The sequence below is a fragment of the Halobacillus alkaliphilus genome (genome assembly GCF_900113125.1).
Classification (GTDB): Bacteria; Bacillota; Bacilli; order Bacillales; family Halobacillaceae; genus Halobacillus; species Halobacillus alkaliphilus.
Genome location: NZ_FOOG01000028.1, coordinates 29,559 through 53,242, shown reverse-complemented (window position 1 = coordinate 53,242; position 23,684 = coordinate 29,559). Strand labels below are relative to the sequence as shown.

The 23,684-nt window shown below is 42.1% G+C and carries 27 protein-coding genes; 17 read left to right on the top strand and 10 right to left on the bottom strand.

All coding sequences use genetic code 11. From position 1 onward, the window contains the following. Window positions 1–175 (bottom strand): transposase (locus BMZ06_RS14210; RefSeq protein ID WP_175477896.1); only part of this gene is annotated, 175 nt, incomplete at its 3' end. 300 nt (window positions 176–475) lie between these two features. On the opposite strand from BMZ06_RS14210, the gene BMZ06_RS14205 reads away from it, so the two are divergent. The 3 genes from BMZ06_RS14205 to BMZ06_RS20775 all read left to right on the top strand — a co-directional run bounded on the left by BMZ06_RS14205 (window position 476) and on the right by BMZ06_RS20775 (window position 2,408). After that, the gene (locus BMZ06_RS14205; protein ID WP_089752850.1) at window positions 476–1,807 is read left to right on the top strand and encodes a short-chain fatty acid transporter; all 1,332 of its coding nucleotides are present in this window, start codon (window positions 476–478) and stop codon (window positions 1,805–1,807) included. A 182-nt stretch (window positions 1,808–1,989) separates the two neighbouring features. After that, window positions 1,990–2,169, top strand: a complete 180-nt coding sequence (locus BMZ06_RS14200; protein WP_089752848.1) for a hypothetical protein — start codon at window positions 1,990–1,992, stop codon at window positions 2,167–2,169. A 71-nt stretch (window positions 2,170–2,240) separates the two neighbouring features. Further along, entirely contained in the window at window positions 2,241–2,408 is a 168-nt protein-coding gene (locus BMZ06_RS20775; RefSeq protein WP_175477893.1) for a hypothetical protein, read from the top strand. 21 nt (window positions 2,409–2,429) lie between these two features. Here the strand turns inward: BMZ06_RS20775 and BMZ06_RS14195 are convergent, their stop codons facing one another. Beyond that, window positions 2,430–3,530: a GGDEF domain-containing protein gene (locus BMZ06_RS14195; protein WP_089752846.1), complete on the bottom strand. Its 1,101-nt coding sequence runs from the start codon at window positions 3,528–3,530 to the stop codon at window positions 2,430–2,432. A 282-nt stretch (window positions 3,531–3,812) separates the two neighbouring features. Between BMZ06_RS14195 and BMZ06_RS20770 the strand changes: the two genes are divergently transcribed. Then, the gene (locus tag BMZ06_RS20770; RefSeq protein ID WP_175477895.1) at window positions 3,813–3,965 is read left to right on the top strand and encodes a hypothetical protein; all 153 of its coding nucleotides are present in this window, start codon (window positions 3,813–3,815) and stop codon (window positions 3,963–3,965) included. Between the two features lie 169 nt (window positions 3,966–4,134). Continuing rightward, entirely contained in the window at window positions 4,135–4,530 is a 396-nt protein-coding gene (locus BMZ06_RS14190; protein ID WP_089752845.1) for a VOC family protein, read from the top strand. 884 nt (window positions 4,531–5,414) lie between these two features. Here BMZ06_RS14190 and BMZ06_RS14185 read toward each other — a convergent pair. After that, on the bottom strand, window positions 5,415–6,224 hold the full coding sequence (locus tag BMZ06_RS14185; protein WP_089752843.1) for a ZIP family metal transporter: 810 nt from the start codon (window positions 6,222–6,224) through the stop codon (window positions 5,415–5,417). A 356-nt stretch (window positions 6,225–6,580) separates the two neighbouring features. Here BMZ06_RS14185 and BMZ06_RS14180 point away from each other — a divergent pair, with 356 nt between their 5' ends. Next, complete coding sequence (locus BMZ06_RS14180) at window positions 6,581–7,210, top strand: hypothetical protein (protein WP_089752841.1); 630 nt, start codon at window positions 6,581–6,583, stop codon at window positions 7,208–7,210. Window positions 7,211–7,285: 75 nt separating this feature from the next. Here BMZ06_RS14180 and BMZ06_RS14175 read toward each other — a convergent pair whose 3' ends face one another. The 5 genes from BMZ06_RS14175 to BMZ06_RS14155 form a co-directional block, all read right to left on the bottom strand. After that, window positions 7,286–7,726 carry a DMT family transporter gene (locus BMZ06_RS14175; RefSeq protein ID WP_089752838.1) on the bottom strand — a complete coding sequence of 147 codons (441 nt, stop codon included), beginning with the start codon at window positions 7,724–7,726 and terminating at the stop codon, window positions 7,286–7,288. Window positions 7,727–7,738: 12 nt separating this feature from the next. Continuing rightward, window positions 7,739–8,434 (bottom strand): Crp/Fnr family transcriptional regulator, encoded by a 696-nt coding sequence (locus tag BMZ06_RS14170; protein WP_089752836.1) that lies wholly within the window; start codon window positions 8,432–8,434, stop codon window positions 7,739–7,741. 18 nt (window positions 8,435–8,452) lie between these two features. Then, entirely contained in the window at window positions 8,453–8,878 is a 426-nt protein-coding gene (locus tag BMZ06_RS14165; protein WP_089752834.1) for a DMT family transporter, read from the bottom strand. Window positions 8,879–9,516: 638 nt separating this feature from the next. Continuing rightward, entirely contained in the window at window positions 9,517–9,747 is a 231-nt protein-coding gene (locus tag BMZ06_RS14160; RefSeq protein WP_089752831.1) for a YjcZ family sporulation protein, read from the bottom strand. A gap of 115 nt (window positions 9,748–9,862) precedes the next feature. Beyond that, window positions 9,863–10,699, bottom strand: coding sequence for a protein-glutamine gamma-glutamyltransferase (locus tag BMZ06_RS14155; RefSeq protein ID WP_089752829.1), 837 nt, complete (start codon window positions 10,697–10,699; stop codon window positions 9,863–9,865). Between the two features lie 333 nt (window positions 10,700–11,032). On the opposite strand from BMZ06_RS14155, the gene BMZ06_RS14150 reads away from it, so the two are divergent. The 8 genes from BMZ06_RS14150 to BMZ06_RS21155 all read left to right on the top strand — a co-directional run bounded on the left by BMZ06_RS14150 (window position 11,033) and on the right by BMZ06_RS21155 (window position 17,674). Then, window positions 11,033–11,644: a TetR/AcrR family transcriptional regulator gene (locus tag BMZ06_RS14150; RefSeq protein ID WP_089752827.1), complete on the top strand. Its 612-nt coding sequence runs from the start codon at window positions 11,033–11,035 to the stop codon at window positions 11,642–11,644. 18 nt (window positions 11,645–11,662) lie between these two features. Beyond that, window positions 11,663–13,150: a DHA2 family efflux MFS transporter permease subunit gene (locus BMZ06_RS14145; protein WP_175477894.1), complete on the top strand. Its 1,488-nt coding sequence runs from the start codon at window positions 11,663–11,665 to the stop codon at window positions 13,148–13,150. A 400-nt stretch (window positions 13,151–13,550) separates the two neighbouring features. Then, window positions 13,551–13,895 (top strand): ArsR/SmtB family transcription factor, encoded by a 345-nt coding sequence (locus tag BMZ06_RS14140; protein ID WP_014644454.1) that lies wholly within the window; start codon window positions 13,551–13,553, stop codon window positions 13,893–13,895. Between the two features lie 13 nt (window positions 13,896–13,908). Beyond that, a complete protein-coding gene (locus tag BMZ06_RS14135) occupies window positions 13,909–15,204 on the top strand; it encodes an arsenic transporter (RefSeq protein WP_089752825.1) in 1,296 nt (431 codons plus the stop codon). Between the two features lie 30 nt (window positions 15,205–15,234). Then, complete coding sequence (gene arsC / locus BMZ06_RS14130; protein ID WP_089752823.1) at window positions 15,235–15,657, top strand: arsenate reductase (thioredoxin); 423 nt, start codon at window positions 15,235–15,237, stop codon at window positions 15,655–15,657. Between the two features lie 406 nt (window positions 15,658–16,063). After that, complete coding sequence (locus BMZ06_RS14125; protein ID WP_089752822.1) at window positions 16,064–16,384, top strand: ArsR/SmtB family transcription factor; 321 nt, start codon at window positions 16,064–16,066, stop codon at window positions 16,382–16,384. A 272-nt stretch (window positions 16,385–16,656) separates the two neighbouring features. Further along, window positions 16,657–17,526 (top strand): permease, encoded by an 870-nt coding sequence (locus tag BMZ06_RS14120; protein ID WP_089752820.1) that lies wholly within the window; start codon window positions 16,657–16,659, stop codon window positions 17,524–17,526. Between the two features lie 16 nt (window positions 17,527–17,542). Further along, window positions 17,543–17,674, top strand: a complete 132-nt coding sequence (locus BMZ06_RS21155; protein ID WP_281244480.1) for a hypothetical protein — start codon at window positions 17,543–17,545, stop codon at window positions 17,672–17,674. A gap of 270 nt (window positions 17,675–17,944) precedes the next feature. Here BMZ06_RS21155 and BMZ06_RS14115 read toward each other — a convergent pair whose 3' ends face one another. Beyond that, complete coding sequence (locus BMZ06_RS14115; RefSeq protein WP_245756019.1) at window positions 17,945–19,186, bottom strand: hypothetical protein; 1,242 nt, start codon at window positions 19,184–19,186, stop codon at window positions 17,945–17,947. A 382-nt stretch (window positions 19,187–19,568) separates the two neighbouring features. On the opposite strand from BMZ06_RS14115, the gene BMZ06_RS20460 reads away from it, so the two are divergent. Further along, the gene (locus BMZ06_RS20460) at window positions 19,569–19,805 is read left to right on the top strand and encodes a hypothetical protein (RefSeq protein ID WP_139205835.1); all 237 of its coding nucleotides are present in this window, start codon (window positions 19,569–19,571) and stop codon (window positions 19,803–19,805) included. Window positions 19,806–20,374: 569 nt separating this feature from the next. On the opposite strand, the gene BMZ06_RS14105 is transcribed toward BMZ06_RS20460, so the two are convergent. Beyond that, a complete protein-coding gene (locus BMZ06_RS14105; RefSeq protein WP_089752814.1) occupies window positions 20,375–21,484 on the bottom strand; it encodes an oxidoreductase in 1,110 nt (369 codons plus the stop codon). Between the two features lie 187 nt (window positions 21,485–21,671). On the opposite strand from BMZ06_RS14105, the gene BMZ06_RS14100 reads away from it, so the two are divergent. Both BMZ06_RS14100 and BMZ06_RS14095 read left to right on the top strand, forming a co-directional pair. Continuing rightward, window positions 21,672–22,349: a lysozyme family protein gene (locus tag BMZ06_RS14100; RefSeq protein ID WP_089752812.1), complete on the top strand. Its 678-nt coding sequence runs from the start codon at window positions 21,672–21,674 to the stop codon at window positions 22,347–22,349. 210 nt (window positions 22,350–22,559) lie between these two features. After that, on the top strand, window positions 22,560–23,513 hold the full coding sequence (locus BMZ06_RS14095) for an LCP family glycopolymer transferase (protein WP_089752810.1): 954 nt from the start codon (window positions 22,560–22,562) through the stop codon (window positions 23,511–23,513). Window positions 23,514–23,684: the final 171 nt, after the last annotated feature.

Below are 23,684 nucleotides of genomic sequence, written 5' to 3'. Positions count from 1 at the left end.
CAATGTCATGATTCCACTCGACCAGTGAAATATTGTAGTTTTCACTCAACGACAAGAATTTATCTTTAGCATAGTTTGAAATGGTGTCATCGATGACGTGTCTTCTATATTTTACGACCAATACAAGATGATAATACAACAAGAACACTGAATGGTTATTACTATCTAATTTCATTTATATATCAGTCCTTATCCATTATAAGACTGATTATATCATATATTGTAATCAAAAGCATTTGGGCTCTCGCCCAACCGAAATTCATCTCCCCCTTACCGCTGAGCTTCGCCCTTCACACGCTTGAAGAGGGAGACTTCTTTCGGAAGTTCGTTAAAATAACCTTTACAAGTTGGCCCAAGGCTGAAGATTAACCAAGTTGAATAAGATTTCTTCCCCTCCCTTGAATTTTCCATTAATTTCATAGAAACTAGTAAATGTTGAAGTTTTTGAAAACGTTTACAAGTGAGGGGGAAGAAGATGCTTAAAGGAATGACCTTGTTTTTTGATCGCCTGGTCCAACGTTATCTCCCGGATGCGTTTCTGTTTGCGATTATATTAACACTCGTAGTATTCGGGCTTGGAATGGGTTTTACTGAAAGCTCTCCGGTTCAAATGGTACAATTCTGGGGAGACGGGTTTTGGGATCTATTAGCATTTGCCATGCAAATGTCTTTGATTGTTGTAACAGGATACATATTAGCTAATACTCCCCTTGTTAAGAGTGTACTAGTAAAATTGAGTACTTTGGCTAAAACGCCCGGTCACGCTATTTTGTTAGTTTCTTTTACGGCGGCTGCAGCGTGTTTGATTAATTATGGCTTCGGTTTAGTGGTAGGAGCTTTACTGGCCATACATGTAGCGAGACGTGTGCCAAGCGTGGACTATCGTTTATTAATGGCCAGTGCTTACAGTGGATTTTTACTGTGGCATGGTGGAATGTCTGGTTCCATACCCCTTACAATTGCGACGGAAGATCATTTTCTGGCGGACACCATTGGTTCTGTTCCGATTACGGAGACTCTTTTCAGCAATATGAATCTATTCATCGTCTTTGCGCTATTATTGTCCCTGCCATTACTTAATTTATGGCTGTTAAAGTCCAGTGGCGATTTGAGCAAGAATAACCTGGACTTGTTGAATGAGGACATGGCGGAAGAAGAGCTTGCAGCAACTGCTGAGCAGATGACGCCTGCCGAACGGTTAGAAAACAGCGCCGTTGTTTCTATCGCGATAGGGTTGTTAGGGTTATCGTTTGTTATTTACTTTTTTGTACAGAATGGTCTGGATTTAAATATCAATATCGTCAACTTTCTATTCCTGTTCCTTGGGATTCTGTTTCATAAAACCCCTCGGAACTTTTTAAACAGCGTGAATGGAGCTGTGAAAAATGCGGGTGGTATCATCATTCAATTCCCTTTCTATGCAGGAATTATGGGAATGATGGTGGCTTCGGGGTTATCAGAGCAAATGTCTTCATGGTTTGTAAGCATATCTACGGAGTTCACATTTCCTTTGTTTGCTTTCATTAGTGCAGGGATTGTAAACTTTTTTGTTCCTTCTGGCGGTGGTCAATGGGCTGTTCAGGCACCTATCATGATTCCGGCAGCGATGGAGCTTGATGTCAGTACAGCCAAAACTGCGATGGCTGTGGCCTGGGGAGACTCTTGGACGAACATGATCCAGCCATTTTGGGCTTTACCTCTTCTCGCTATCGCAGGGTTAAAAGTTAAAGATATTATGGGGTTCTGCATGATCATCTTCCTTTGGAGTTTCATTCCGATTTCTATCGCTTTATTATTTATCAACTGATCCATGGAAAAAGCGGAACTTCCGATACCCTCGAAGTCCCGCTTTTTTTGATATCACTACGAGGACTTCCGTGTTTGAATTGCTCGTTTCTATCAGGGTGTTAAATGAGAAAAAGGTCACCTGTAAGCTGTAAAATTGTTTATGAAGTGGAAGCAGTTTTTTAAAAAAGGAGGGGCAGGCGGGTGAACAAAAATCAAAGATTAACCATCGTTTTTCTACTGTTAGGTTCCATTTTAATTTCAGGAGGGATTGGTCTTCGTGATTATGTAAGCTATTCACTTCCAATAGGATGGATCGCTGGGTTTATCTCACAACTGATTGCTGTATGGTTTGCTGTAAGCTGGTATAAAGAGACAAGGTGACCGGATCGTCTGCTCAACCACACTGCTTTTAATGAATAGAACATACTACGAAACATAAGGGAGTGAAACGAATGAATGGTTTAATAATTATTGTGGTAATCATACTCTCTCTATGGTCGATTACAAACACTCTCCAAAAGTTAACGAATAAGGTTTTGGAGAAGCAGGACCAGCAGAACCAGCTATTAGAGGAAATAAAAGTAAAATTGGAATCGAATTCGAATGGAAAAAATGAGTAAATTTAAACCATGCTTTTCCTTCTATATCAATTCAGATGTGAGCGATACTGTACGATTGCGTCCTGCTTGCTTCGCTTTATATAGAGATTGATCCGCTAATTTGATAATCTGCTCCGCCTTAGCGGCCTTTTCCGGATAAGTACTTACCCCTATAGATACTGTAATATAAATAGTTTCTTTATTAGATATAGGAAAGGGATGATCCTTAACTGCTAATCGAATCCGTTCAGCAATTTCAAAAGCACGAGCGTTCGGACAGTCTGGCAATATGATTGAAAATTCTTCACCTCCATTCCTTGATACAATATCAAAAGAACGAGTCTTATCCTTTAAAATTTGTCCCAGTTGTTGCAAGACCATATCCCCGGCAGGATGTCCATAGGTGTCATTTACGTGTTTAAAATGATCTACATCGACCATAAGTAAGGATAAACTCTCCTTATTCTCTACCGCTCCATTTAACGTTCTATTCCATAAAGCATCAAATTGCCGCACATTATTGAGTCCGGTCAGGAAATCAATGGAAGATTGTTCTTCGTAGGTTTTAAAAAGGTAGTGGGAGGTTCGTAAGTAGTCGACTAAGTAAACAGCGAGACTTCCGCCCAGGAAAGAAAGAATCCAGTACGTAGGCAAAAGAATTTGAAGCGTTTCCCAGTCTTGGACAAGAATCGCTATGATAATTGAAAATACCACGTTGGAAAAGGCCAACATATAGATAGCTGTTTTAAAAATTTGTTCCTCGTTTCCCCATTTACGGCGTATGAAACAAAACCCTGCGAGTAAGATGACCATAAGAATAAAGGCACCCAGAGAAGAGTAGTTAAACCCATATACAAAGCGGCCAGCAATCACCAGAAGTGAACTAATGACAGCAGGTTTGAGACCGATAAAAAGAAGAAGAACGAGAACTGGTATATGTCTGAGGTCTACAAACGTCTGAGCAGTCACCTGAATGGAATAATACATTACAATATTCCCCAAAATTCCTCCAGCGATTCCATCTATTATTAAAACAGTCTTTTTGGACAGGAAGATGTCTAATTTATTCCATCTTACTTGGAGATAAGAAAACAATAAAGCAATTAATATGCAAATATTTACAAAAAATTCTGAAACGATCATTCTATAAGCCCTCTCTTCATGCATTAAAATTTCGTCGGATAATCAAATAAAAGGCCTTTTCAAAAGCCATAGTCCAGCTGCTAAAAGGTGCATTACCTTCAATATATATCCTCTTTTAACTAAATACCATAGCTTCTTGTCCATTTCGAACGCCTCTTAAAGAATGAGTAACCCTGATAAGTCATGATCATAATACACGGGAAATTTAGTTTTAGATGGCCTCTATAACACTTTTTATAATTGGAGGGCGGAAGATTGGTATAGTTACCGGAGGAGTCGTGAGTGCTTGTTCTTGAAAAAGCACAGGAGCTTAAATTGGATGGTTTATTAAAAGATGAAATGATAAATAGATCTCTCATGAAAGTATATAAATCGGTATCTCAAGATTCTTCTAAATATATCTATTTAATCGGTTTGAAAGGGGATAATGTTTAGCTAGCTTGTCTAATAGAATAGCTGAGTTTGAGAAGAGATCATAGCTTGAAGAAACGGAGACTTTTCAGAATACTCTATGTACAAAGCAGGAGTATAAAACTAAAGCTAGAATATACATAATGAAGATTAGAAGCATATTACAAAAAATAATGTATTTCAGGAGGACCTAATGGGGAGAATCATTCATTTCGAAATTCATGTAGATGATATGGAACGAGCCAAGAGTTTCTATAGTGGAGTATTTGGATGGACATTTGAAGATTGGAGCGAGTATGCCGGGATGCCTTATTTCGGAGCTGTGACCGGCGATGACAATGATCTTGGAATCAATGGAGCTTTAATGCAGCGTCAAAGCGCTCCTCCTGTATTAAATCAGGCTCTGAATGGTTTTGCCTGTACCATGGGTGTGGAAGATTTCGATGCTGTTGAATCTAAGATTTTAAATCACGGTGGCCAGGTCGCGATGCCTAAATATGCCTTGCCGGGAATGGCCTGGCAAGGATATTTCCTGGATAGCGAGGGAAATATATTTGGTCTTCATCAGCCAGATGAAAATGCTGAATAGAGATGAGCTATCTCAAGCTAACCCAGTTAATCAGTAAACGCTGTAGTTTGTGTCCCTAAAAAACTTATTAAACAATCCGGATGGAGAGTGTAAGATTTAGCTTTGAGATATCTTTGATCCGTTACTAATATAGAGCGGAGCTGGCTACGGAAACAACTCGCTTTCCTGCGGGGGAACTGGCAAGCCTCCTCGGTCGCTGTCACTCCCTGTGGGGTCTCGCCTAGCTCCTTCTCCCGCGGGAGTCTCCTTGTTTCCTTCGCCACCCTATGATTGAAGAGTGAACGGACCCTTCTATAGGCGATAGAGGGGTGCTTGGTCCGACTTAAATGCATTTATAGCAGGTTCATCCAGGTGGACAAGCTCGTTCTTAAAGAAGTCTCCACCATATCATGGTTGGACTTAAGACCTCGAGAGGCTAGGCACCGAAACTAGCCTGGAGCTGGCGGAGATAAAGAAAACACGAAGAGCGTAGCGATTCGATGTTGCCTGATCGTACAGAAGTGAGGGAAGTCTCACTAGACGCTAGGTGCTGGAGCTGGACAGCTCTCCTTGTCGTTTATGTTCTGATTTTCGAGTAAGACTAAAAAAGTGTAAGAATGGGCTGAACATGATCGGTGAGATGCCGCAGGGATGCAAAGCCTGAGGAAGCTCAACTCAGAAGAGGTTCGACTAAGAACTCCCCGTCATGTGGCAACGTCGAACGACCCTGCGTCATGTAGGGCCGGAAAGCGAAATCGTCCCCTGGAGGACCTTCCTCATCAACCAATATCTCGAAACTGCGTCTTCCAGTATCGGGAGCTTTTTTATAACATTAAGATGGAGATTACACACATACAAAACTGTCCAGAGTATAATCACTCTGGACAGTTTTGATTCGTATTCATTTAGCCAAGCGCGACATCGAGCGTCATCATGACAGTGAAACCGAGCATAAGGCTCATGGATGCGAGATTGACATTGCCCTTTTCATGGGAACCAGGAATGATCTCCTTCGCCACCACGAAGATCATAGCACCAGCGGCGAAGCTGAGTGCGTACGGAAGAATGGGCTCAATGACAATAACGGCCGATGCACCGATGACGGCTGCAATGGGTTCAACCATTCCTGAGAATTGACCGAACATAAAGCTTTTCTTTTTCCCCATCCCGTCGCGATGAAGAGGCATGGAAACAGCCGTACCTTCTGGGAAATTCTGAATGCCGATACCAAGCGCCAGTGCCAAAGCCCCCGCAAGCGTTGATTCTGTCATGTTGGAAGCAAGAGCTCCAAAGGCAACGCCGACAGCCAGACCTTCAGGAATATTGTGAAGGGTCATGGAAAAGAAGAGCAGAGCTGTACGATTTTTAGCCTTAGTATCTTTAATATCGTGCATGTAACGATCGGTGTTAATCGCTGGAAGCATGCGATCGACAAACATCAGCAGCACTCCCCCTAATAAGAAGCCGACGGCTGCTGGAATCCAAGCCGGGCCTGGACTTTTAGATGACATTTCAATCGCGGGGGCAAGCAGAGACCAATAACTGGCTGCGATCATAACCCCACCGGCAAATGCAAGCATGCTATCTAGGAATTTCTGGTTCGTCCCCTTGATGAAAAAGACGAGAGAAGCTCCTAGAGCTGTCATCCCCCATGTAAATAATGTCCCAATAAAAGCTTGCATAGTGGGGTGGAGTTCTTTAAAGGCTTCTAACATATTAATTCACCTCCAATGTTGTATTTTTTTATAAAAGTTGCACACGAGCAAAAAATGTTTATGAAGCCATTTTACAAAGAAGCTGTATGGACGTCAAACTTCCCGTTTGTAAAATATTAGTGAAGAACTTCTCATAAAAGGTAAGGTTCGAACTAGCAAAAATCTAGCAACGAAAAGAATATACCCAATATTTCACAGAATAAATCTTGAATCTTTGAAACGGACATATATTTAGGGTACGCGCTGTCTTGAAACGTATCGGTAAATAGAATCGTAAGCGTATGTAGAGAAGACGAGCTTAAACAATGATCTATTTTTCATCGATTATGGTATAAACGAGAATGGGGGCTAAAGAAATGAAGCGATTTATGATTCTAATTGGAGTGGCGCTTGTGCTAGCCGGGTGTACAAATAAAGGCAGCGAAACGGGGCAGGCACAGGAAGAGAACGGTGGCGAAAATGCTTCTTCATCTTCTCTGGTGGTGAAGCCGGCGAAGCTTTCCAAACGTGAGAAAACGCTTGTTAATCAAATCGGTGTCGATTATCAAACCTTTTTCACGGTAGATGGAAAGGTAACAGAGGGGGAGGCCCTGATCAGTTCGATTGATGTCTACGAAAACGGGGAGCTGATCAATGAAATCACCACCCAGTCTACTGCTGAGGAGAATAATAAATATAAAAAGGCTCTTCATTCTTTTCAACTTCGAATGGGGGAGGAGATGAATGATTTAACGATCGGAGGACCAGACGGATATGTGGCGGGGCAAGCGCAGCAGCCCGCAGATTTGAGGGCATTTCTTTTTGAATATCCAGAAGAACAGGTCACGATCTCTAAGGGAGAAACCGTCTACTGGGCTTATTTAATGGGATCGAGCCAGGGTGAATTATCTTCACGGGGAAATGAAGATTTGAAGACATTGCCCCCATCCGTTAAGAACGAGGACTACGCCATTGTCTTTAAAATGGAACTGAATAAAGAGAAGTAGCCGTTAAAAAAGCTGAAGGTGATCCTAATCATCTTCAGCTTTTTTTAATGCGTCCAGACTGTTCATAAGATACCCTTATTCGGGCCGCTTTTCTAATTTATAAACGAGAACCCCGCTGATTAAAAGTGTAATGCCGATCAGTTTCTGCCAGGAGATGGAAGATGATTCGAATCCAAACCAGCCCGCTGTATTGATTGTAAAAGCAAGGATGATCTGTGAGATCAACGCAATCGATATGGCATAGGCCGGTCCGATCAATGAAACGCCCCTCATTAAGAAGAAAACGATTCCGACACCAAATACACCCCCAAATAAAAAAATGGGATTAACCTCTCCAAACGCAAACAGACTTTTTTGCTCGACCGAGTAAAAGACAGGCAAGGAGCAGACGAGCCCTAATCCGAGCACAAGTGTAGTGGTAGCCCAGGGACCTGTTTTTTCACTGACTCTCGCATTAAATATATTCTGCAGACTGATTAAAACTCCTGAAATGATGGCGAGTGACGCACCGACCATGAGAGCACCTCCTTATTCATAAATATTTCCTTTCGCAAGGGTTCGAAGCTTTTCTAGATCTTTAATCGTAACCGATCCATTTGTTCTCTCCACGACATGATCAGCAGCCATTTTCTTCAGAACCCGGTTCAAGTGACGGTAGCTGGTGCCGATCCATTCGGCGAGCTCGATTAAATTGGAGGTTCGCATTTCCTGATGAAAAACCGTTCCTTCTCCGACCGAAGAAATGGATAATAAATAGCTCGCCAGCCGCACTTCTACAGGGTAAAGCATGTGCATACTTGTCGTATGGGATTCGGTATAAAACTTATGAGCCACGGTATCCAGCAGAAACCGGATAAAGCTTGGGTGCTCCTTTTCAAGATCAGATAAATGCGAAAAGGGGGCGGAAATCATCACGCCTTCGGTAACGGCTTCCACCGAATTGAGGACCGGGCTGCCTTTAACATATTCCACATCTCCAATTAGAGCGAGCGGTCGTTTAAAGCGGTTTATCAGTGATTTTCCTTCCGGCGTCAGCGTGAAGATTTTAATTTTTCCTTCGACGAGAAAATATAGTTCTTCAAGCTGATCCCCGGCAGTAAATAAAGTTTCGCCCTTTTCAAAGGGGGAGACCTTCATATGCTGCCTGAAGGAAGCAGGAAACAAATCTTCCAGCTGGTACTGGTGGATGTAGGAGTCTAGTGTTGTATGCTGTTTTTCATTCACGTTAAGCTCTCCTTCTTTTTACAATTGAAAAAGGATGACACCGAGGAGCATCATAGTCAGTCCAATACTCTGCCTGCGTGTGATCGGGATTTTTCTTTCGCCGAACCATCCTTGCGACTCAATAATAAAGGCCGTTCCGATTTGTGAGACGAGTAATAAAGCAATAGCAGGCGCAGGACCGATTCTGTGAATCGCTGTTAATTCTGAAAAAACAACAATCACCCCAAACGATCCCCCCACTAAATAAAGCCAGGGCACCTGTCTGAAGCTTTTTCCTTTTCCATCTCGTACATTTAAATAAATAATAATGGCAATCGTGAAGGCAATGACATGAACCATTGAAGTCGTATGCCATCCGCCAATTGCTTCACTCACTCTTGCGTTAAAGATTCCCTGCATCGTAATGCAAAGACCTCCAAGCAGGGCAAATAATGCACCTTTCATTGTTCATCCTCCTCTTCTGCATCTATTAAAGAGGATGTGGAAAGGTTTCGAAAGGACATATGTCCTAACGTGCTATTTTTTAATAGTATTTGTTTGACTACTCCTATACAAGAGCGTAATTATGGAAAATTCTATCCACTCTTATGCAGTAAGATCAACTAAAAATTATCTTTATGAGGACGGGTGCTGAGCAGGCGGAAAAAGTCTTAGAAAAGCATACATAGAAATACAAGAATAAGAGGGGGGGAGGAAGATGAACAAAAAACTTACATACTTATCAGGTGCCAGGATAGTCTTTCAGATTTCATAGTGAAAACGGCCAGGTGTAGGATTAATAGTGGTTTTTTCCATTGCTTTAGCAAAGGAAGCCTGAAAAGAGTGTAAGCATCCTTAGGCCAAGGGAACAGAATGACGATACAGATGTTCCTATTCTATGTAAACAAAGTCAAATCGAATGTGAACGTTTCTCTTATCATGTTTCCCTAATTATAAACCAGCACCGCTAGAAGAAGGGTGCTGGTTTCTTTTGTTTTATTCTATTTTGTATTAAAAATTCTATTTACCTGATCGGTTTGCAGCTTTATCACGATCTGGATCTTTAAAGGGGTACTTATTTCTGTCGGAAGAACAATAGATGATTACCAACTAATGCTGCAGCCGACAATGATTAATAATATAAACAACACGATAATTAATATAAAGTTGTCTTTCTGCGGAGGGCAGTGGTGTACGGGAGGACAGGTCATCTGCGGGGCCATCATGTAGGGTGCATTTACATTTGCATCCATATAAGGTGCATTTACGTTTGCCCCCATATAAGGCGCATTCATATTAGCAGCCATGGCATAAGGAGAATTTAAGTTATGCATTTGAAAACTTCCTTTCTTTGTTGTGTGTTCGTCACTATATAGTACTCGCCTAACCCAAAGTTGAGCCCGTCTACCTGAAAAATGGGTAGGTATCACGACCACACCTCACTCGTTTTCAATGCTTCAGCTGATAACTCAGCTCAAATAGATAATTAATATAGGAGATTGAATTCTTGTTATGGTGGACGACCAAAGAGGCCATTTTATGAACGCGTCCGCCTCCTGATAAATTAGCTAGCTGATTGAAAGAAGGTCTTGTAATTAAGCTTGCCAGATAGGCTGATTGCTGACTGTCCGGCTTTCTTTTCCGGTTCAGAGCTTCAATCATCTGATTCGCCGTCCTGATACTAAACCCATGTCCAAAAAAACGACCATTTCCCATCGCAATTGCATTAATCCCTCTGAACCACGGGGTATCGGGGTCAAAATCCGGGTTATTGAAATAGACGACATCTCCCGGAACATAATGATTCGCGTGAAAAGAATACAGCCCGAGGTCTTCATCGGTGTACCAGCTATATAAATAGAGTCTCGGAAAGAGATTGTTAAATGAGAGACTGCCTATCGTCAGCAAGATACCATGGTAAAAGTTGATGACACAGGCAGTTGCGCATTCAAATTTATAGAGATTACTATTTTTAAAAATATCGTACATCGCATCTGAAGGGCGCACTTGAGGCTTCAATAGAAACCCGCCAGCTTCCGTCAGGTTCCAATATTCCGGGTTACAGCGGGAACCCTTAAAGGTGGCAAAAGCAGCTTCTCCCTCATCCATTTGCTGTGCACTTCGAATAATGTTTTTTCTGGATTTGATTACAAAGGAAAGTTCCCTTTCTGAAGAAAAAGAGTATATGTCCTGAGCCTCTTGCATAGCTTCGGTGATGACATTCTCAAGTTCGTCCGCATTCCAGTAATGATTTGGTTGAAAAGGCCGTCCGGATACTTGGATCATATGAATCCTCCTTTTCTAAAATAAAACATCTGTTATTGTACCTATCGTATTCATATAGGGTTTGGAACATGTTTAAATCCATCCAACTTTAAAATAGAATCCTATTGAAATGCGGAATCCGTTTATAGAGAAAATAAGATGAACAACGAGACTTCATAGACACAAGAACGAGTGAATACTTCTTCCGTAAAGGTAGGAGACAAGCCAAGACTACTAGGGATTATAAAAAAGTGACATCGTGTCACTTTTTTATTGACTTTACTCAGGAGTTGGCTTAAGATAGCAAAAGTATCTTAATGTGACACAGTGTCATATTAAAGGAGGTAGCATAATATGCCGAAGAAAACATTTTTTAATTTACCTGAAGATAAAAAGCAATCGCTCGTGGAAGCATGCAGAATCGAGTTTTCGAGAGTTCCCTTACATGAGGCTTCGATCTCCAACATGATTAAAGTGTGCGGAATATCAAGAGGCAGCTTTTATCAATATTTCGAGGATAAGGAAGATGCCTTTTATTACCTGCTAAAGGAGAAGTCAAAACAGCGGCAGGAGACGTTTATTCTTTTTTTGAAAGAAACCGATGGCAACATATATGAGGCTGTAACTAAGTTGTTTGAAGTAGTAATGGAAGAGTTTGAGGAGGAAGAAAACCGGAATTTTTTCAAACATGTGTTTTTGAACATGAATCATAAAATTCAAAACACATTTACGAACGGGGAAACAGAAGATAAATTTTTGCAGTACTTAGATGATATCAAGGTTCATTTGGATCAAAGTCAATTTAACACCGAGAATGATGAGGAATTTTACCATGCGATTCATCTCATACGTATGTTGATGTTCAATAATATAGTCCGCCATTTTGCTAAGGGCTTAACAAAAGAGGAAGCAATGAAGAATTTCACATTGGAATTAAATCTTTTAAAACGTGGAATTTCCAGTTAAACACAGGGAGGAATAGATATGGCTGAAGTCAATCAACAGATCAATCAAAGTAAAGAAGGGAAGCCGATCAATCGAGTAGCGATCATGGCTGTACTATTAGTTAGTGCTTTTGTAGCCGTGTTAAATCAGACATTATTGAATACGGCATTGCCTAATATCATGGAAACATTAAATGTATCCGCCAGTACATCCCAATGGTTAATGACAGGGTTTATGCTGGTTAATGGAGTCATGATTCCAATCACCGCCTTTTTAATCGGGAAATTTACAACCAGAAATTTATTTTTTACAGCAATGAGCCTGTTCACGCTCGGAACCTTGGTAGCGGTAGTTGCTCCTAACTTTCCGGTCCTGCTGACGGGCCGCTTAATTCAAGCAAGTGGAGCCGGAATTATGATGCCGCTCATGCAGACGGTCTTATTAATGATCTTCCCTGTAGAAAAGCGCGGTACGGTCATGGGAATGGCGGGACTAGTGATCGCTTTTGGACCGGCGATTGGACCGACCCTGTCCGGGTACCTGGTTGAAGAATACTCGTGGCGCGTTCCGTTTATAGTGATCATTCCGGTTGCCCTTGCCTCGATTGCATTTGGAGCTTTCGCACTTAAAAATGTAACGAAACAAACCAACCCAACGATCGATACTCTTTCTATTATCCTATCAACCTTTGGATTCGGCGGTTTGCTCTATGGCTTAAGCAGTGCCGGCAATGATGGATGGGATAGTGCCAATGTGTACTTGGCGGTTATCATTGGTGCCGTGTCACTGACGGCATTTATCATCAGGCAGTTCCGTCTGGAAACACCGATTCTGGAATTCCGGGTGTTTGGAAATAAAATTTACGCATTGGCTGCGGTCATTAGCATGATTGTGATGATGTCGATGCTCGGAGCAGAGTTGCTGCTGCCGATTTATATGCAGACGATGCGCGGATTTACGGCCTTTGAGTCCGGATTGATGTTGCTCCCAGGCGCCATTGTTATGGGAGTTATGTCTCCGATTACTGGTAGAATTTTTGATAGAATAGGAGCTCGTTGGTTAGCTATTGCAGGCTTAACGATTATTACGGTGACCACTTTTGAATTTACAAACTTAACCGCTACGACAAGCTATACCTTTATTTTAGTTATTTACGCTATTCGGATGATGGGCGTGTCTATGGTCATGATGCCTGTCTCGACTGCGGGTCTGAACCAGTTATCCGTCGATTGGATTCCTCACGGGACAGCCATGAACAATACGATGCGCACCATTGCGGGATCGATTGGAACCGCCTTGCTCGTTACGGTTATGACTAACTCAGCAAAGGATTATGCACCATCTGAGGGAGCTACACCTCAGGAAGTCATGTCGAATTCAATGATTCACGGCATTAATGTCGCTTTTATGGTGGCTACGATCATCGCGATTGTGGGGATTCTACTATCCTTATTTATTCCAAGTAAGCCGAAAAAGAATGATCAGCAGCCGGTCACCGATCCTGAAGCAAGCTTACAAACCAATTAGGAGAGGTGTCACTAGATACCATTATTGAGGTCAAAGGACTGAAAAAGTAACGATCACCAAACCTTCAGAAGGCGAGGCTGAAATCAATGGCTTTGACTTGATTTTCCAGAGCTCTACTTAGATGAAAAGCTTAATTTCGATATGGAGCCTGCATGAGTTCATGCCTTGAATCGAATGCATTGAAGGACAAGGACGCAATCCCTTAAAGAGTGGGGTTGCGTTTTTTTTGTTATTCTCCTTGCGGGTCTCTATAAAGATCAGGAGGAGAGCTTTTGTTGTCCATATGTTCAATCGACTAATAGGAATAAGACGGGCGATGACACCTTCCTATATTCAGAAATTAATATTTCGAGTTGCTTATATAAGAATATGCTTATATAATCATTGGTGAGGTGAGGTTATGGAAAAAACCATCATACAGATCGAGGATGCAGCTAAAACACTGAAGCTTTTAGGAGATAAAAGCCGATTAACGATTGTAGGCCTCTTGAAGGACGGGGAGTGCTGTGTCTGTGAATTTGTTGAAGTGTTAGAAATGAGTCAGCCTTCCGTCAGCCAGCATCTAAGAAAATTAAGAGACGCTGGACTGGTGAAAGAAAAGCGGAAAGGTCAATGGATTTTCTATTCCTTGAATGACCAGCATGAAACGTATCCAATCATACAGCAGTTATTAGAACAAATACCGGATCAGAAAGAAAAGTTAGCAGCATTGGAGGAAGCCGGTTTACGTATCCAATGCGATTAGTAGGGGGATTCACTTGAATTTGGCAATTGTAGCAACCATTATTTTTTTACTTACGTTAGTTTTAGTTATCTGGCAGCCGAAGAATTTGGGGATTGGGTGGTCAGCCTGTGCCGGCGCCGTCTTAGCGCTGCTTTTTGGCGTTGTGGATTTTAATGACGTACTCGCCGTAACCGATATCGTCTGGAATGCGACGCTCGCTTTTGTGGCCATCATCATTATTTCCTTAATCCTTGATGAAATCGGGTTCTTTGAATGGGCCGCTCTTCATATGGCGCGCGTGGCTAAAGGCGATGGCAGGCGGATGTTTATTTACGTCACGCTGCTCGGTGCTGTGGTAGCCGCTTTATTCGCGAACGATGGAGCAGCGTTAATTTTAACACCTATTGTGCTGGCCATGGTTCGAAATTTAAACTTCAAGGAAGCCATGATCCTGCCGTTTATTATGGCGAGTGGATTTATTGCAGACACCACTTCACTGCCTTTGATCGTCAGTAATCTGGTAAACATTGTTTCTGCGGATTTCTTTGACATTGGTTTTATTGAGTACGCATCGCGAATGATCGTTCCCAATCTGTTTTCATTAGTGGCGAGTATTCTTGTGTTATTTGTTTTCTTCAGAAAAAGTATTCCTGGGCACTATGATTTATCCCAGCTGAAGAAACCGAATGAAGCGATTCAGGACCATAAAATGTTTCGTATGTCCTGGGCGGTCTTAACCGTACTTTTAATCGGTTATTTCGCAAGTGAGCCGCTCGGAATTCCGGTATCCATTATTGCTGGAATTGTAGCTATATTCTTTCTAATCATGGCTCAAAGAAGTGCAGCTGTGAAAACGGGAGAAGTCGTTAAAGGTGCTCCCTGGGCGATTGTGTTCTTCTCGTTAGGAATGTACGTCGTCGTTTATGGACTGCGAAATGTAGGATTAACCGATATGCTCGCAAGTGTTATTCAAGCGGCAGCGGACCAGGGGTTATTTGTAGGAACGATATCGATGGGATTCATTGCTGCGATTCTTTCTTCGGTGATGAATAATATGCCGACCGTAATGATTGATGCCCTGGCGATTTCTGAAACGGCCACGACAGGAACCATGAGGGAAGCTCTTATCTATGCCAATGTGATTGGCTCTGATCTTGGGCCGAAGATTACACCGATTGGATCGCTTGCCACTCTGCTTTGGCTCCATGTTCTCTCTATGAAAGGCTTCCGCATTTCATGGGGATACTACTTTAAAGTTGGAATTATACTGACTGTTCCTACCTTATTTATTACGCTAGTGGGATTATATTTGTGGCTTTTAATTATCTAATTATTTTTGAACAAAAAGGAGAAATTTACGATGTCTGAAAAACCAGTTGTTTACTTTCTATGTACAGGAAACTCTTGCCGCAGCCAGATGGCTGAAGGATTTGGAAAAGAATATTTAGGGGATAAGTACGACGTCCGTTCTGCCGGGATTGAGGCTCACGGATTAAACCCGAACGCGGTAAAAGCGATGAACGAAGTGGATATTGATATTACTGATCAAACTTCCGATATTATTGATCCTGATACCCTGAACAACGCAGCCTACGCAATTACGCTGTGCGGGGATGCTAATGATAAATGTCCAATGACCCCGCCGCATGTTGAACGCTACCACTGGGGATTTGATGATCCAGCTAAAGCAGAAGGAACAGAAGAAGAAAAATGGGCCGTTTTCCAAAGAGTACGTGACCAAATAGGTGAGCGAATTCAGCGATTTGCTGAAACGGGAGAGTAATAAAAGTAGCCAAAACGTAAGTGTTTTGGCTACTTTTCTATATAACGAAGTCTATTTGTATTTATGCCATGAGTGGAGGCTGCTGCGGACCACAAATTGGATTATCCCTTAAGCAAGCGCAGATCACCGATACTGTTTAAGAGATTAACGGTATCTCTATGGTTATTGATCAAGAGATCAAAGATACGGTCCAGGGAGTAACGCTGGAAAAAGTTGGAAAACAGCTAGTAATGCTAGAGTTAACAAATTGTTGGTAAACAGACAGGCCGGTGGTCGATATGAACTGCCGACCTTATTTGTTATTCACATTCCATTAAATCAACTTTTTTTGATTTAATGGTTGATTTTATGATTTGCGTAGCATACACTGATATTAATCAAAATAATTTGACGAAGGAGGGTGAATATGAAGAAAGATATTCCTTTCAAGGATGAATCGTTAGACCAGACATTTCGCATGTATGAGAAAAAGTTTAAAGCTCTGGCTGATGTGAGACGGCTCCATATTCTAAATGAAATTACTGATGCCGGAGAGGTTTGTGTTTGTGATTTATCCGAAAAGCTGCATGTACCCCAGTCTAAATTATCGTATCATTTGAAAATCCTCATGGACGCTGAGCTGATTACTAAAGACACGCGCGGAACCTGGAGTTATTATAAGTTAAACCATAAGGAAATGAACCATTTATTATCCCAAGAACTTTGCTGCCTGTTTAGAAAAGAATAAATTTTTTTATTATATATATCAAAAAAAATTGATTTAATGAGAGGGTATATCTATGGAATTTGAAGAACTGCAACAGTTGAAAAGAGAGGACATCATACAATCCGTCCGTCACTATCGTAGCTTGAAAGGGTTTAAGGAAAGGTCAGGAATCAAGAGAGGATTACGTAATCCACTTAAACTGTTCTCTCCAGCCAAAGGCGAGGAAGTATGCTGCTGTTAAATTTTTTAATCAATTAATCAAAAAAAATTGATTTAAGAAAGGAAAAAATGAGATGGCAGATATGTTCAATAGTTTTTTCAGTATTGCGTTAGAGTTAACGATTTTATTTATCGGGGTATCTTTTCTCATTCATCTCCTTCAGGGATTCATTCCTTATGAGAAGATGGAAGAATTTATGAATAAAAGCCACCCCTTCGTTAGTGCCATGATCGCTGTGGGGTTTGCTTTTGTTACTCCCTTTTGTTCTTGTTCAACGATTCCGATTGTAGTGAATTTATTAAGAAACCGGGTGCGATTTTCCATGGTCATGATTTTCCTGTTTGCCTCTCCTGTACTAGACATCACGATTCTTACATTAATGATGGCCATATTAGGCTTTAAAGTGACACTTACTTATGCAATCGTGACCGTAGTTTTCTCGGTATTCATCGGATTTTCTCTACACGCGCTTGGTTTTGAAAGGCAATTAAAAAATGTAATGGTAGAGAATTTCTCTTATCCACAATCTGAACGCAAGATTAACATCAAGGCTGCCCTTAAAGAAACATGGACGCTTATAAGGACTGTCTATCCTTTCTTAATCCTGGGGGCAGGAATTGGTTCGGTTATTCATGGTGCGGTTCCTAGCGAATGGATTTCAGCTCACTTAGGAGGCGAGCATTGGTGGCTCATTCCAATCGCAGCTGTCATTGGAGTTCCACTCTATATTCGTTTATCCACGATGATCCCTATTTCGCAAATTTTAATAACCAAAGGCATGGCTTTGGGGCCAGTTATGGCTCTCATGATTGCTTCAGCAGGTGCCAGCCTGCCGGAGGTTACGCTTCTTCATACTATATTTAAGAAAAAACTAGTTGCAGCTTTTGTGGGCTCCGTTTTAATGATGTCTACCGTATCAGGGTTCTTATTTTATCTTATTTAAAGGAGAGTAAATCATCATGCAATGGTTGAAAAAAATGATAGGTTTAAAAGATAGTAAAGACTGCTGTCAGGTTAAAATTAAAGAAGTTAAGGAAAACGATCTTGGCAAAGACTCACAGGGGGACCTTGTAAAAAAAACGAATTCATAAGGAGCACTCTTCCTGCGTGGACTTTACAAAAAACAGATCGAATGGAAAAAGTTGGTCTGTTTTGTGTTGTGTTTATTTTAAAGGAGTAAGCTAAACTCATTTTTTTGTGCAGCAGACTATGGAGTAAATAGCTGATTGACTTCATACGTTTGTACATATAAGAGTGAGCAAAAAATTGTGGGACTGATTTCCATTAAGAAATCAGTCCCGGCTTATTTTGGCGTTTATATGATTAAATAGGTAGAAACCGACCATCTTCCAAGTACCTGATCAGCTGATTTGTTGGGCATTCTTTTTCTCTTGAGCAGCTTCTTTCTTTTCTTCGGCGGCTTCTTTTTTCTCTTCTTCAGCTTCCTGCTTTTCTTCTCCCGCTTGTTTAATCTGTTTATAACGCTGGCGCTGACGGTATCCGTAAGTAGAGGAGAGGACGACCTCTTCATTTTCAAGCACGGATCCCAGCGCACCAATAATGGTTGAAATGCTGGTTGCCGTCCAGGCTATATAAAAATAGTGACTGTAACCGACAGAGCCGGTCAATTGCGACTCCAGCATACCAATTGGAATAATCATGATGACAGCGATGGAAAACAAGACAAATAATAGAGTGTAATACAAACAAACGGTGATAAAAAGCGTCAGAAGCGTTGCTGTATTGTAGAACTTACGTAAGGCATCCGCCCGTTCCTTGTTGGGTTTTTCCCATAAATTGTGCGCAACTACTACCCATCCGACCATAGCGAGTATCGACACGATCGAAAGCATGAACATCCGCCACACATCGTAATTGTTGGCGAGCTGCCATAGCGTAGGGAACACAAGGGCATAGGCTCCTGTGGTAAAGGCGATTACAATGACTTTCATAAAGGCTGGAAACATCGCCCAGGGCCGATTAGCTCGTACCATCCCTGTGATCAGACGTAAGGCTCCGCTGCCACGGGAGTTCACCAGAAATCGTACATCAACGTTCGATTCCTCCTCGTCTGGTGTTTCGCGTCGGATGGGAGAAAGTCGTTCAAAGGCACGCTTTCCGACGAGACTTGTAGAGTTTTTATTTCGCAGCTCGTGATGGTCTTCATCATCTTTGGACTGGATTCTTTCTTCTGCCTCTTCCCTGTCTTCTTCCGAGCTTCCATAATACATTTCGTTGACTAACTGTAAAATAGATTCTCTGACGCGTTTAACCATTGGAGTCGAACCCAGACTGGGCAGGCTGATTAAGGCGACATGTCCTTCTTCATAACCTTCAGCAACGATTAGTCTGTTGTTATTGAATAGGGGTAGATCGGTGATACAGACGGAAAAGTCCCAATTCTCTTCCTCTTTTTTATCCATAGCCGCGTTTAACACTTCTATAGAATCTTCGGTCACTCCTGTAAGAGCGTTGATTACATATTCTACTTCCCAGTTATATTCGTCATCTACGTAATAACTGAGCCATTCAGGCAATTCCTGCTCCAGTCTTTCCCCTAATTCTTTAGGATATCCGGGAGGTGCAATTAAACCTAATTTCATTGTTGATGCTCCCATGGTGATCACCTCTGTTTACTATTTCCTTCACATGTATTACCCAGAAACCAAGTTTAAAAAACGCATTTAGAAGATTATACATATATAGTAAATAGATTCTAACCAAAAGACTCCGTGAATCCCCATGTCCATCTTGAACATAAGCTCCCGATACAGGAAGACTTGAATTCGAGACTTTTGTGAGAATAGGTACGGAGGGGGAAGATTTCGCTTTCCGGCCCTGCACGATGCAGGGTCGTTCGACGTTGCCACACGATGTGGCGGTCTTGGTCGAACCTCTTCTGTGCTGAGCCTCCTCAAGCTTTCCGGGGTCTCACCGATATCATGTTCATGAGGCCGCTGAAAAACTCCTTTCTACCCAGGGGAGTTGTGGAAGTTTGTTGTTGCTTCTCACGAATCGCTTGTCGGTGGATGCTTGCCGCGGGCACGGCCTCAGCTAATTTGGTCAAGAAGATCACTTGACCAAATGGATCTTCGGCTCGCGCTGTTCCCGCAGGCGTCACCACCGAACGCTCATCGTGGAATCAACGAAAATCCATCTAAAAAGAGAGGTATTCTTGTACTTATAAAAGTAAAAGAAAAGCGGCTTGGAGGGATGAAATAAATCCGTCCAGGCTGCTTTTTTGTAGTCTACCTTTCATAAATTTTTCAGTTTTTCAGCGACCTCATGTTCATCCCACAGGGGTCTTCATCGTCCCACTCCGTACCTTGCCGAAAATAGGGAGCTCGAAATCATGTTTGAAACACTCTGATTTATGGTGGAGACCTCTTTAATAATGACCTTGTCCATCTGGATGAATCCTGCTATAGAAGCATTTGAGGCGGACCAAGCATCTCCCTATCGCCTATAGAAGGGGCCGTTAACTCTTTAATCACAGGGTGGCGAAGGAAACGAAGAGACTCCCACGGGAGAAGGAGCTAGGCGAGACCCCACAGGGAGAAGCGACCGAGGAGGCTTGCCAGTTCCCCCGTAGGAAAGCGAGTTGTTTCCGTAGCCAGCCCCTCTCTATTTTAGTAACGGACCCAAGATATCTCGAAACTGAGTATTCAACTATACGCCCTATATTTCAATAAGTCTTATATGGAAAATCAATCAACAGTATCAAAAAAAGAATAGTAAAGGGTATAAAAAAGCTGCTCTCCTTTCGATCGGGAGAGCAGTTTTTTTCATTGTTATTTCACGAGTTCCATTTGTAATTCATGATCCTTGATGTCAGCCTGAGGCAATAATGTAGATTCGAAATCGAATTCGTTCAAGTCCTGCCCAAGCTTAGCTTTATTCGGAAGATCCGGATTGGCAAGTGCACTGGTACCTAGCGAAACTAGATCAGCCTGTTTGTCTTCCAGTACTTTTTCCGCTTTCACAGGGTCGCCTAGTTTTCCGTTTGCGATGACAGGGAGTCCACTGAAGTCTTTTGCTGCCTGAGCTAACGTACGGCTGTCCGTTCCGAACGAAGGAGCAGCACCGTCCCCATCTGTCACGTGGATATAGTCGAGTGTGGTCTTTCCGAGGGTTGAGAAAATGTATTCAGCTTCATCCTCACCCTTGGCCCATTTGTGTTCAGGGTCTGATACTTTTATTTGAGACATGCGAATCCCTATCATAAATTCTTCACCCACAGCTTCGCGGACATCTTGAATGACTTCAACGAACAAGCGGAGGCGATTTTCAACAGAACCTCCATACTGATCCTCTCGGTCGTTCAGATAATCGGTTAAGAATTGGTCAAGCAAGTACCCGTTTGCTCCGTGAAGCTCTACGCCATCGAAGCCTGCGTTCTTAGCCCTGCGTGCGCTTTGGACAAAGGATTCTTTCGCTTGTTTAATATCTTCTTCCGTCATTTTCTTTGGCGTCTGGAAGGGACCAGATCCACCGTAAAAACCAAGCTGTTCGCCTTTCGGTGCGTTTTCTGAAGGAGCAACCGTCTCATCTGTATAGGCGTTGCCCTGACTTTGTCCACCAGCATGCATTAGCTGGGCGATTAAGTGAGCGCCTTCTTGATGGACCGTTTCCACTACAGGTTCCCAGGTCTTCATCTGTTCATCATTCGCAAGCCCCGGTTGATTGTAATAGCCCTGGCTGTGCTTTTCATCCGTATAAATGCCTTCTGTGATAATCGTGCTGAAGCCGCCTTTAGCGAACCTTTCATAATAACGTCTCATCTTTTCATTCGCATGACCATTATCGAAAGCGCTGATCCGTGTCATAGGTGCCACGACGAAGCGATTGTTTAAGGACACGTTTTTTAGATGTATATCTGAGAATAGATGTTCAAAATTCATGATTCCACTCCCTTTCCCTTTGGTCTACTTCCACATCATAAGGTGGGAATATCTCAACTTCAAGGTATATGCTCGCTACTATAATCTCAAGTGTTCAATGAATCTCACGGCAAAAGAAGGGCAGCTATGGGTGGAATGGATAATTTTTCTTTTTTGGGGTAATAGATAGTAGGAGGCGTTTTATTATATGAAACGACAAACCTTTTTTATTTTACTTGCCTGCGCCAGCTTTATGTTAATTGTGTCCCTTCTTCTTGTCACAACCCGTTCTACTGATCAAAAGCCTACGAAAGATACCACCGAAATGTCTGAGGGCAACTCCGAAGATGTTGAAGAAGACATCATAAAAATCAGTTATGATGGCGAGCAATTCCCGATTGCAGAAACGCCTGATGTTTCAGAAAGTGTCCAGCAATACGAAGAACAAATTGAAAAACACGCGGCATCGTATGATGTGGAGGATTACTCCAATTTGATTATGGCCCTGATGATGCAAGAATCTCAAGGGAAAGGAGAAGACCCGATGCAGGCTTCTGAATCCTTGTGCGGAGAAACCGGGTGTATTGACGAACCCTCGCAATCCATTAAACAAGGTGTCTACTATTTTTCAGAAGTTCTAAAACAAGCCAATGATGATGTGAAACTGGCTTTGCAATCGTATAACTTCGGTAATGGTTTTATTGATTATGTAAAAGAAAATGGAGGAGCTTACACGAAGAAGCTGGCCATTCGCTATTCTCAGAAGATGTTTACGAACTTAAAAGATTCCGGCCATTACACCTGCCGCACACCGGAAGAAGCTGATTTGAATGCGTGTTACGGAGATTTTAACTATGTTGGAGAAATTCTCAAGTATTTTGAGTGATCAGTTATAGTAAACGAAACTCCATTCATATAAAGGCGAGCGTCTACTGGCCTGTATATGAATGGAGTTTGTTATGTGAACCATTCACTTAGTATATACGCTGCCTATGTACCACCTTTTGTATTATCTTAAATTATCTTGTAGAATGATAGGTTGATAGATATAATGGAAATAGTGTGAAATTTAGATAGAATCTGGAGTGAAGAATAAATGTCTCGTTCTTCTAGGTTAAAAATGAAAAAGGGGAAATGGTGGAAAATCCCGCTCCTTTTACTAGCATTCCTATTAATTGGCGGGGGTGTGTACGCCTATACCATCTATAGTGGTGCGAAAAATACAGTTGATGAAAAAATGCAGGAACAAGTAACAGCTATTGATACGGAAGTAACCACGAAGAAAATGAAAGAAAAAGAACCGTTAAATATCCTCCTGATGGGTGTGGATGAGAGAAGCGGTGACCGTGGCCGTTCGGATGCCCTGATGGTGTTGTCCGTAGATCCTGAGAACAACCGAAGCCAGCTCATCAGTATTCCTCGTGATACGAGGACCGAAATGGTCGGCGATGATCCGCAGGCCGGCAATTTGGATAAAATTAACCATGCGTATGCGTTTGGCGGTACCGAAATGGCGGTAAATACCGTAGAGAACTTCCTGGACTTCGAACTCGATTATTATGTGAAGATGAACATGGAAGGTTTATCTGAAATGGTCGATGCAGTCGGTGGAATAACCGTAGATAATGAACTGAGCTGGACAGATACCGGTTATTACGAAAAAGGATATGAATACGAAAAGGGCAATATCGAGATGAATGGCGAAAAGACGATGGGGTACGTCCGTATGAGATACCAGGATCCGAACGGTGACTTCGGCCGAAACGAACGTCAGCGTAAAGTCATTCAGGGAATTATCGATAAAGGCGCGAGTGTCGGTTCCGTAAACAAAATCGGTGATGTCATGGATGTTCTTGGAGATAATGTGACCACGAATATGGACTTCAGTACGATGCAGAATATGTTGATGAATTATCGAAGTGCCCGCGAAAATATGACGACGTATCAGATAACAGGAAGCGGTACAAAAATCGATGGCATCTATTATCTTCAGGTTCCGGACGACGAGGTAGAGAATGTGCAGGAAATGGTTAAAGAATATAGTTCTTAAGTGAAAAACAGTCTCTACGGAGGCTGTTTTTTTTTTGTACAGTGCGAGGGGGACTTTGATTTAAAGCCTGCCCAAGTGCAATCCATCTATGAAAAGCAATAAAAAATTTTAACAGAATATGTTCTTAAAACCCTTATCCCACAGCTTCAAAATCGAAAGCGGTTTCTTTTT

Bases quoted from the DNA above. Each gene is read 5' to 3' on its own strand.
- BMZ06_RS14120 (WP_089752820.1), top strand. From the start codon at position 16,657: ATGGCAGATATGTTCAATAGTTTTTTCAGTATTGCGTTAGAGTTAACG.
- BMZ06_RS14180 (WP_089752841.1), top strand. From the start codon at position 6,581: ATGAAGCGATTTATGATTCTAATTGGAGTGGCGCTTGTGCTAGCCGGG.
- BMZ06_RS14140 (WP_014644454.1), top strand. From the start codon at position 13,551: ATGGAAAAAACCATCATACAGATCGAGGATGCAGCTAAAACACTGAAG.
- BMZ06_RS14150 (WP_089752827.1), top strand. From the start codon at position 11,033: ATGCCGAAGAAAACATTTTTTAATTTACCTGAAGATAAAAAGCAATCG.
- BMZ06_RS21155 (WP_281244480.1), top strand. From the start codon at position 17,543: ATGCAATGGTTGAAAAAAATGATAGGTTTAAAAGATAGTAAAGACTGC.
- BMZ06_RS14100 (WP_089752812.1), top strand. From the start codon at position 21,672: ATGAAACGACAAACCTTTTTTATTTTACTTGCCTGCGCCAGCTTTATG.
- BMZ06_RS20775 (WP_175477893.1), top strand. From the start codon at position 2,241: ATGAATGGTTTAATAATTATTGTGGTAATCATACTCTCTCTATGGTCG.
- BMZ06_RS14115 (WP_245756019.1), bottom strand. From the start codon at position 19,186: ATGAAATTAGGTTTAATTGCACCTCCCGGATATCCTAAAGAATTAGGG.
- BMZ06_RS14155 (WP_089752829.1), bottom strand. From the start codon at position 10,699: ATGATCCAAGTATCCGGACGGCCTTTTCAACCAAATCATTACTGGAAT.
- BMZ06_RS14185 (WP_089752843.1), bottom strand. From the start codon at position 6,224: ATGTTAGAAGCCTTTAAAGAACTCCACCCCACTATGCAAGCTTTTATT.
- BMZ06_RS14095 (WP_089752810.1), top strand. From the start codon at position 22,560: ATGTCTCGTTCTTCTAGGTTAAAAATGAAAAAGGGGAAATGGTGGAAA.
- BMZ06_RS14105 (WP_089752814.1), bottom strand. From the start codon at position 21,484: ATGAATTTTGAACATCTATTCTCAGATATACATCTAAAAAACGTGTCC.
- BMZ06_RS14175 (WP_089752838.1), bottom strand. From the start codon at position 7,726: ATGGTCGGTGCGTCACTCGCCATCATTTCAGGAGTTTTAATCAGTCTG.
- BMZ06_RS14145 (WP_175477894.1), top strand. From the start codon at position 11,663: ATGGCTGAAGTCAATCAACAGATCAATCAAAGTAAAGAAGGGAAGCCG.
- BMZ06_RS14160 (WP_089752831.1), bottom strand. From the start codon at position 9,747: ATGCATAACTTAAATTCTCCTTATGCCATGGCTGCTAATATGAATGCG.
- BMZ06_RS14190 (WP_089752845.1), top strand. From the start codon at position 4,135: ATGGGGAGAATCATTCATTTCGAAATTCATGTAGATGATATGGAACGA.
- BMZ06_RS14125 (WP_089752822.1), top strand. From the start codon at position 16,064: ATGAAGAAAGATATTCCTTTCAAGGATGAATCGTTAGACCAGACATTT.
- BMZ06_RS14195 (WP_089752846.1), bottom strand. From the start codon at position 3,530: ATGATCGTTTCAGAATTTTTTGTAAATATTTGCATATTAATTGCTTTA.
- BMZ06_RS14205 (WP_089752850.1), top strand. From the start codon at position 476: ATGCTTAAAGGAATGACCTTGTTTTTTGATCGCCTGGTCCAACGTTAT.
- BMZ06_RS14165 (WP_089752834.1), bottom strand. From the start codon at position 8,878: ATGAAAGGTGCATTATTTGCCCTGCTTGGAGGTCTTTGCATTACGATG.
- arsC (WP_089752823.1), top strand. From the start codon at position 15,235: ATGTCTGAAAAACCAGTTGTTTACTTTCTATGTACAGGAAACTCTTGC.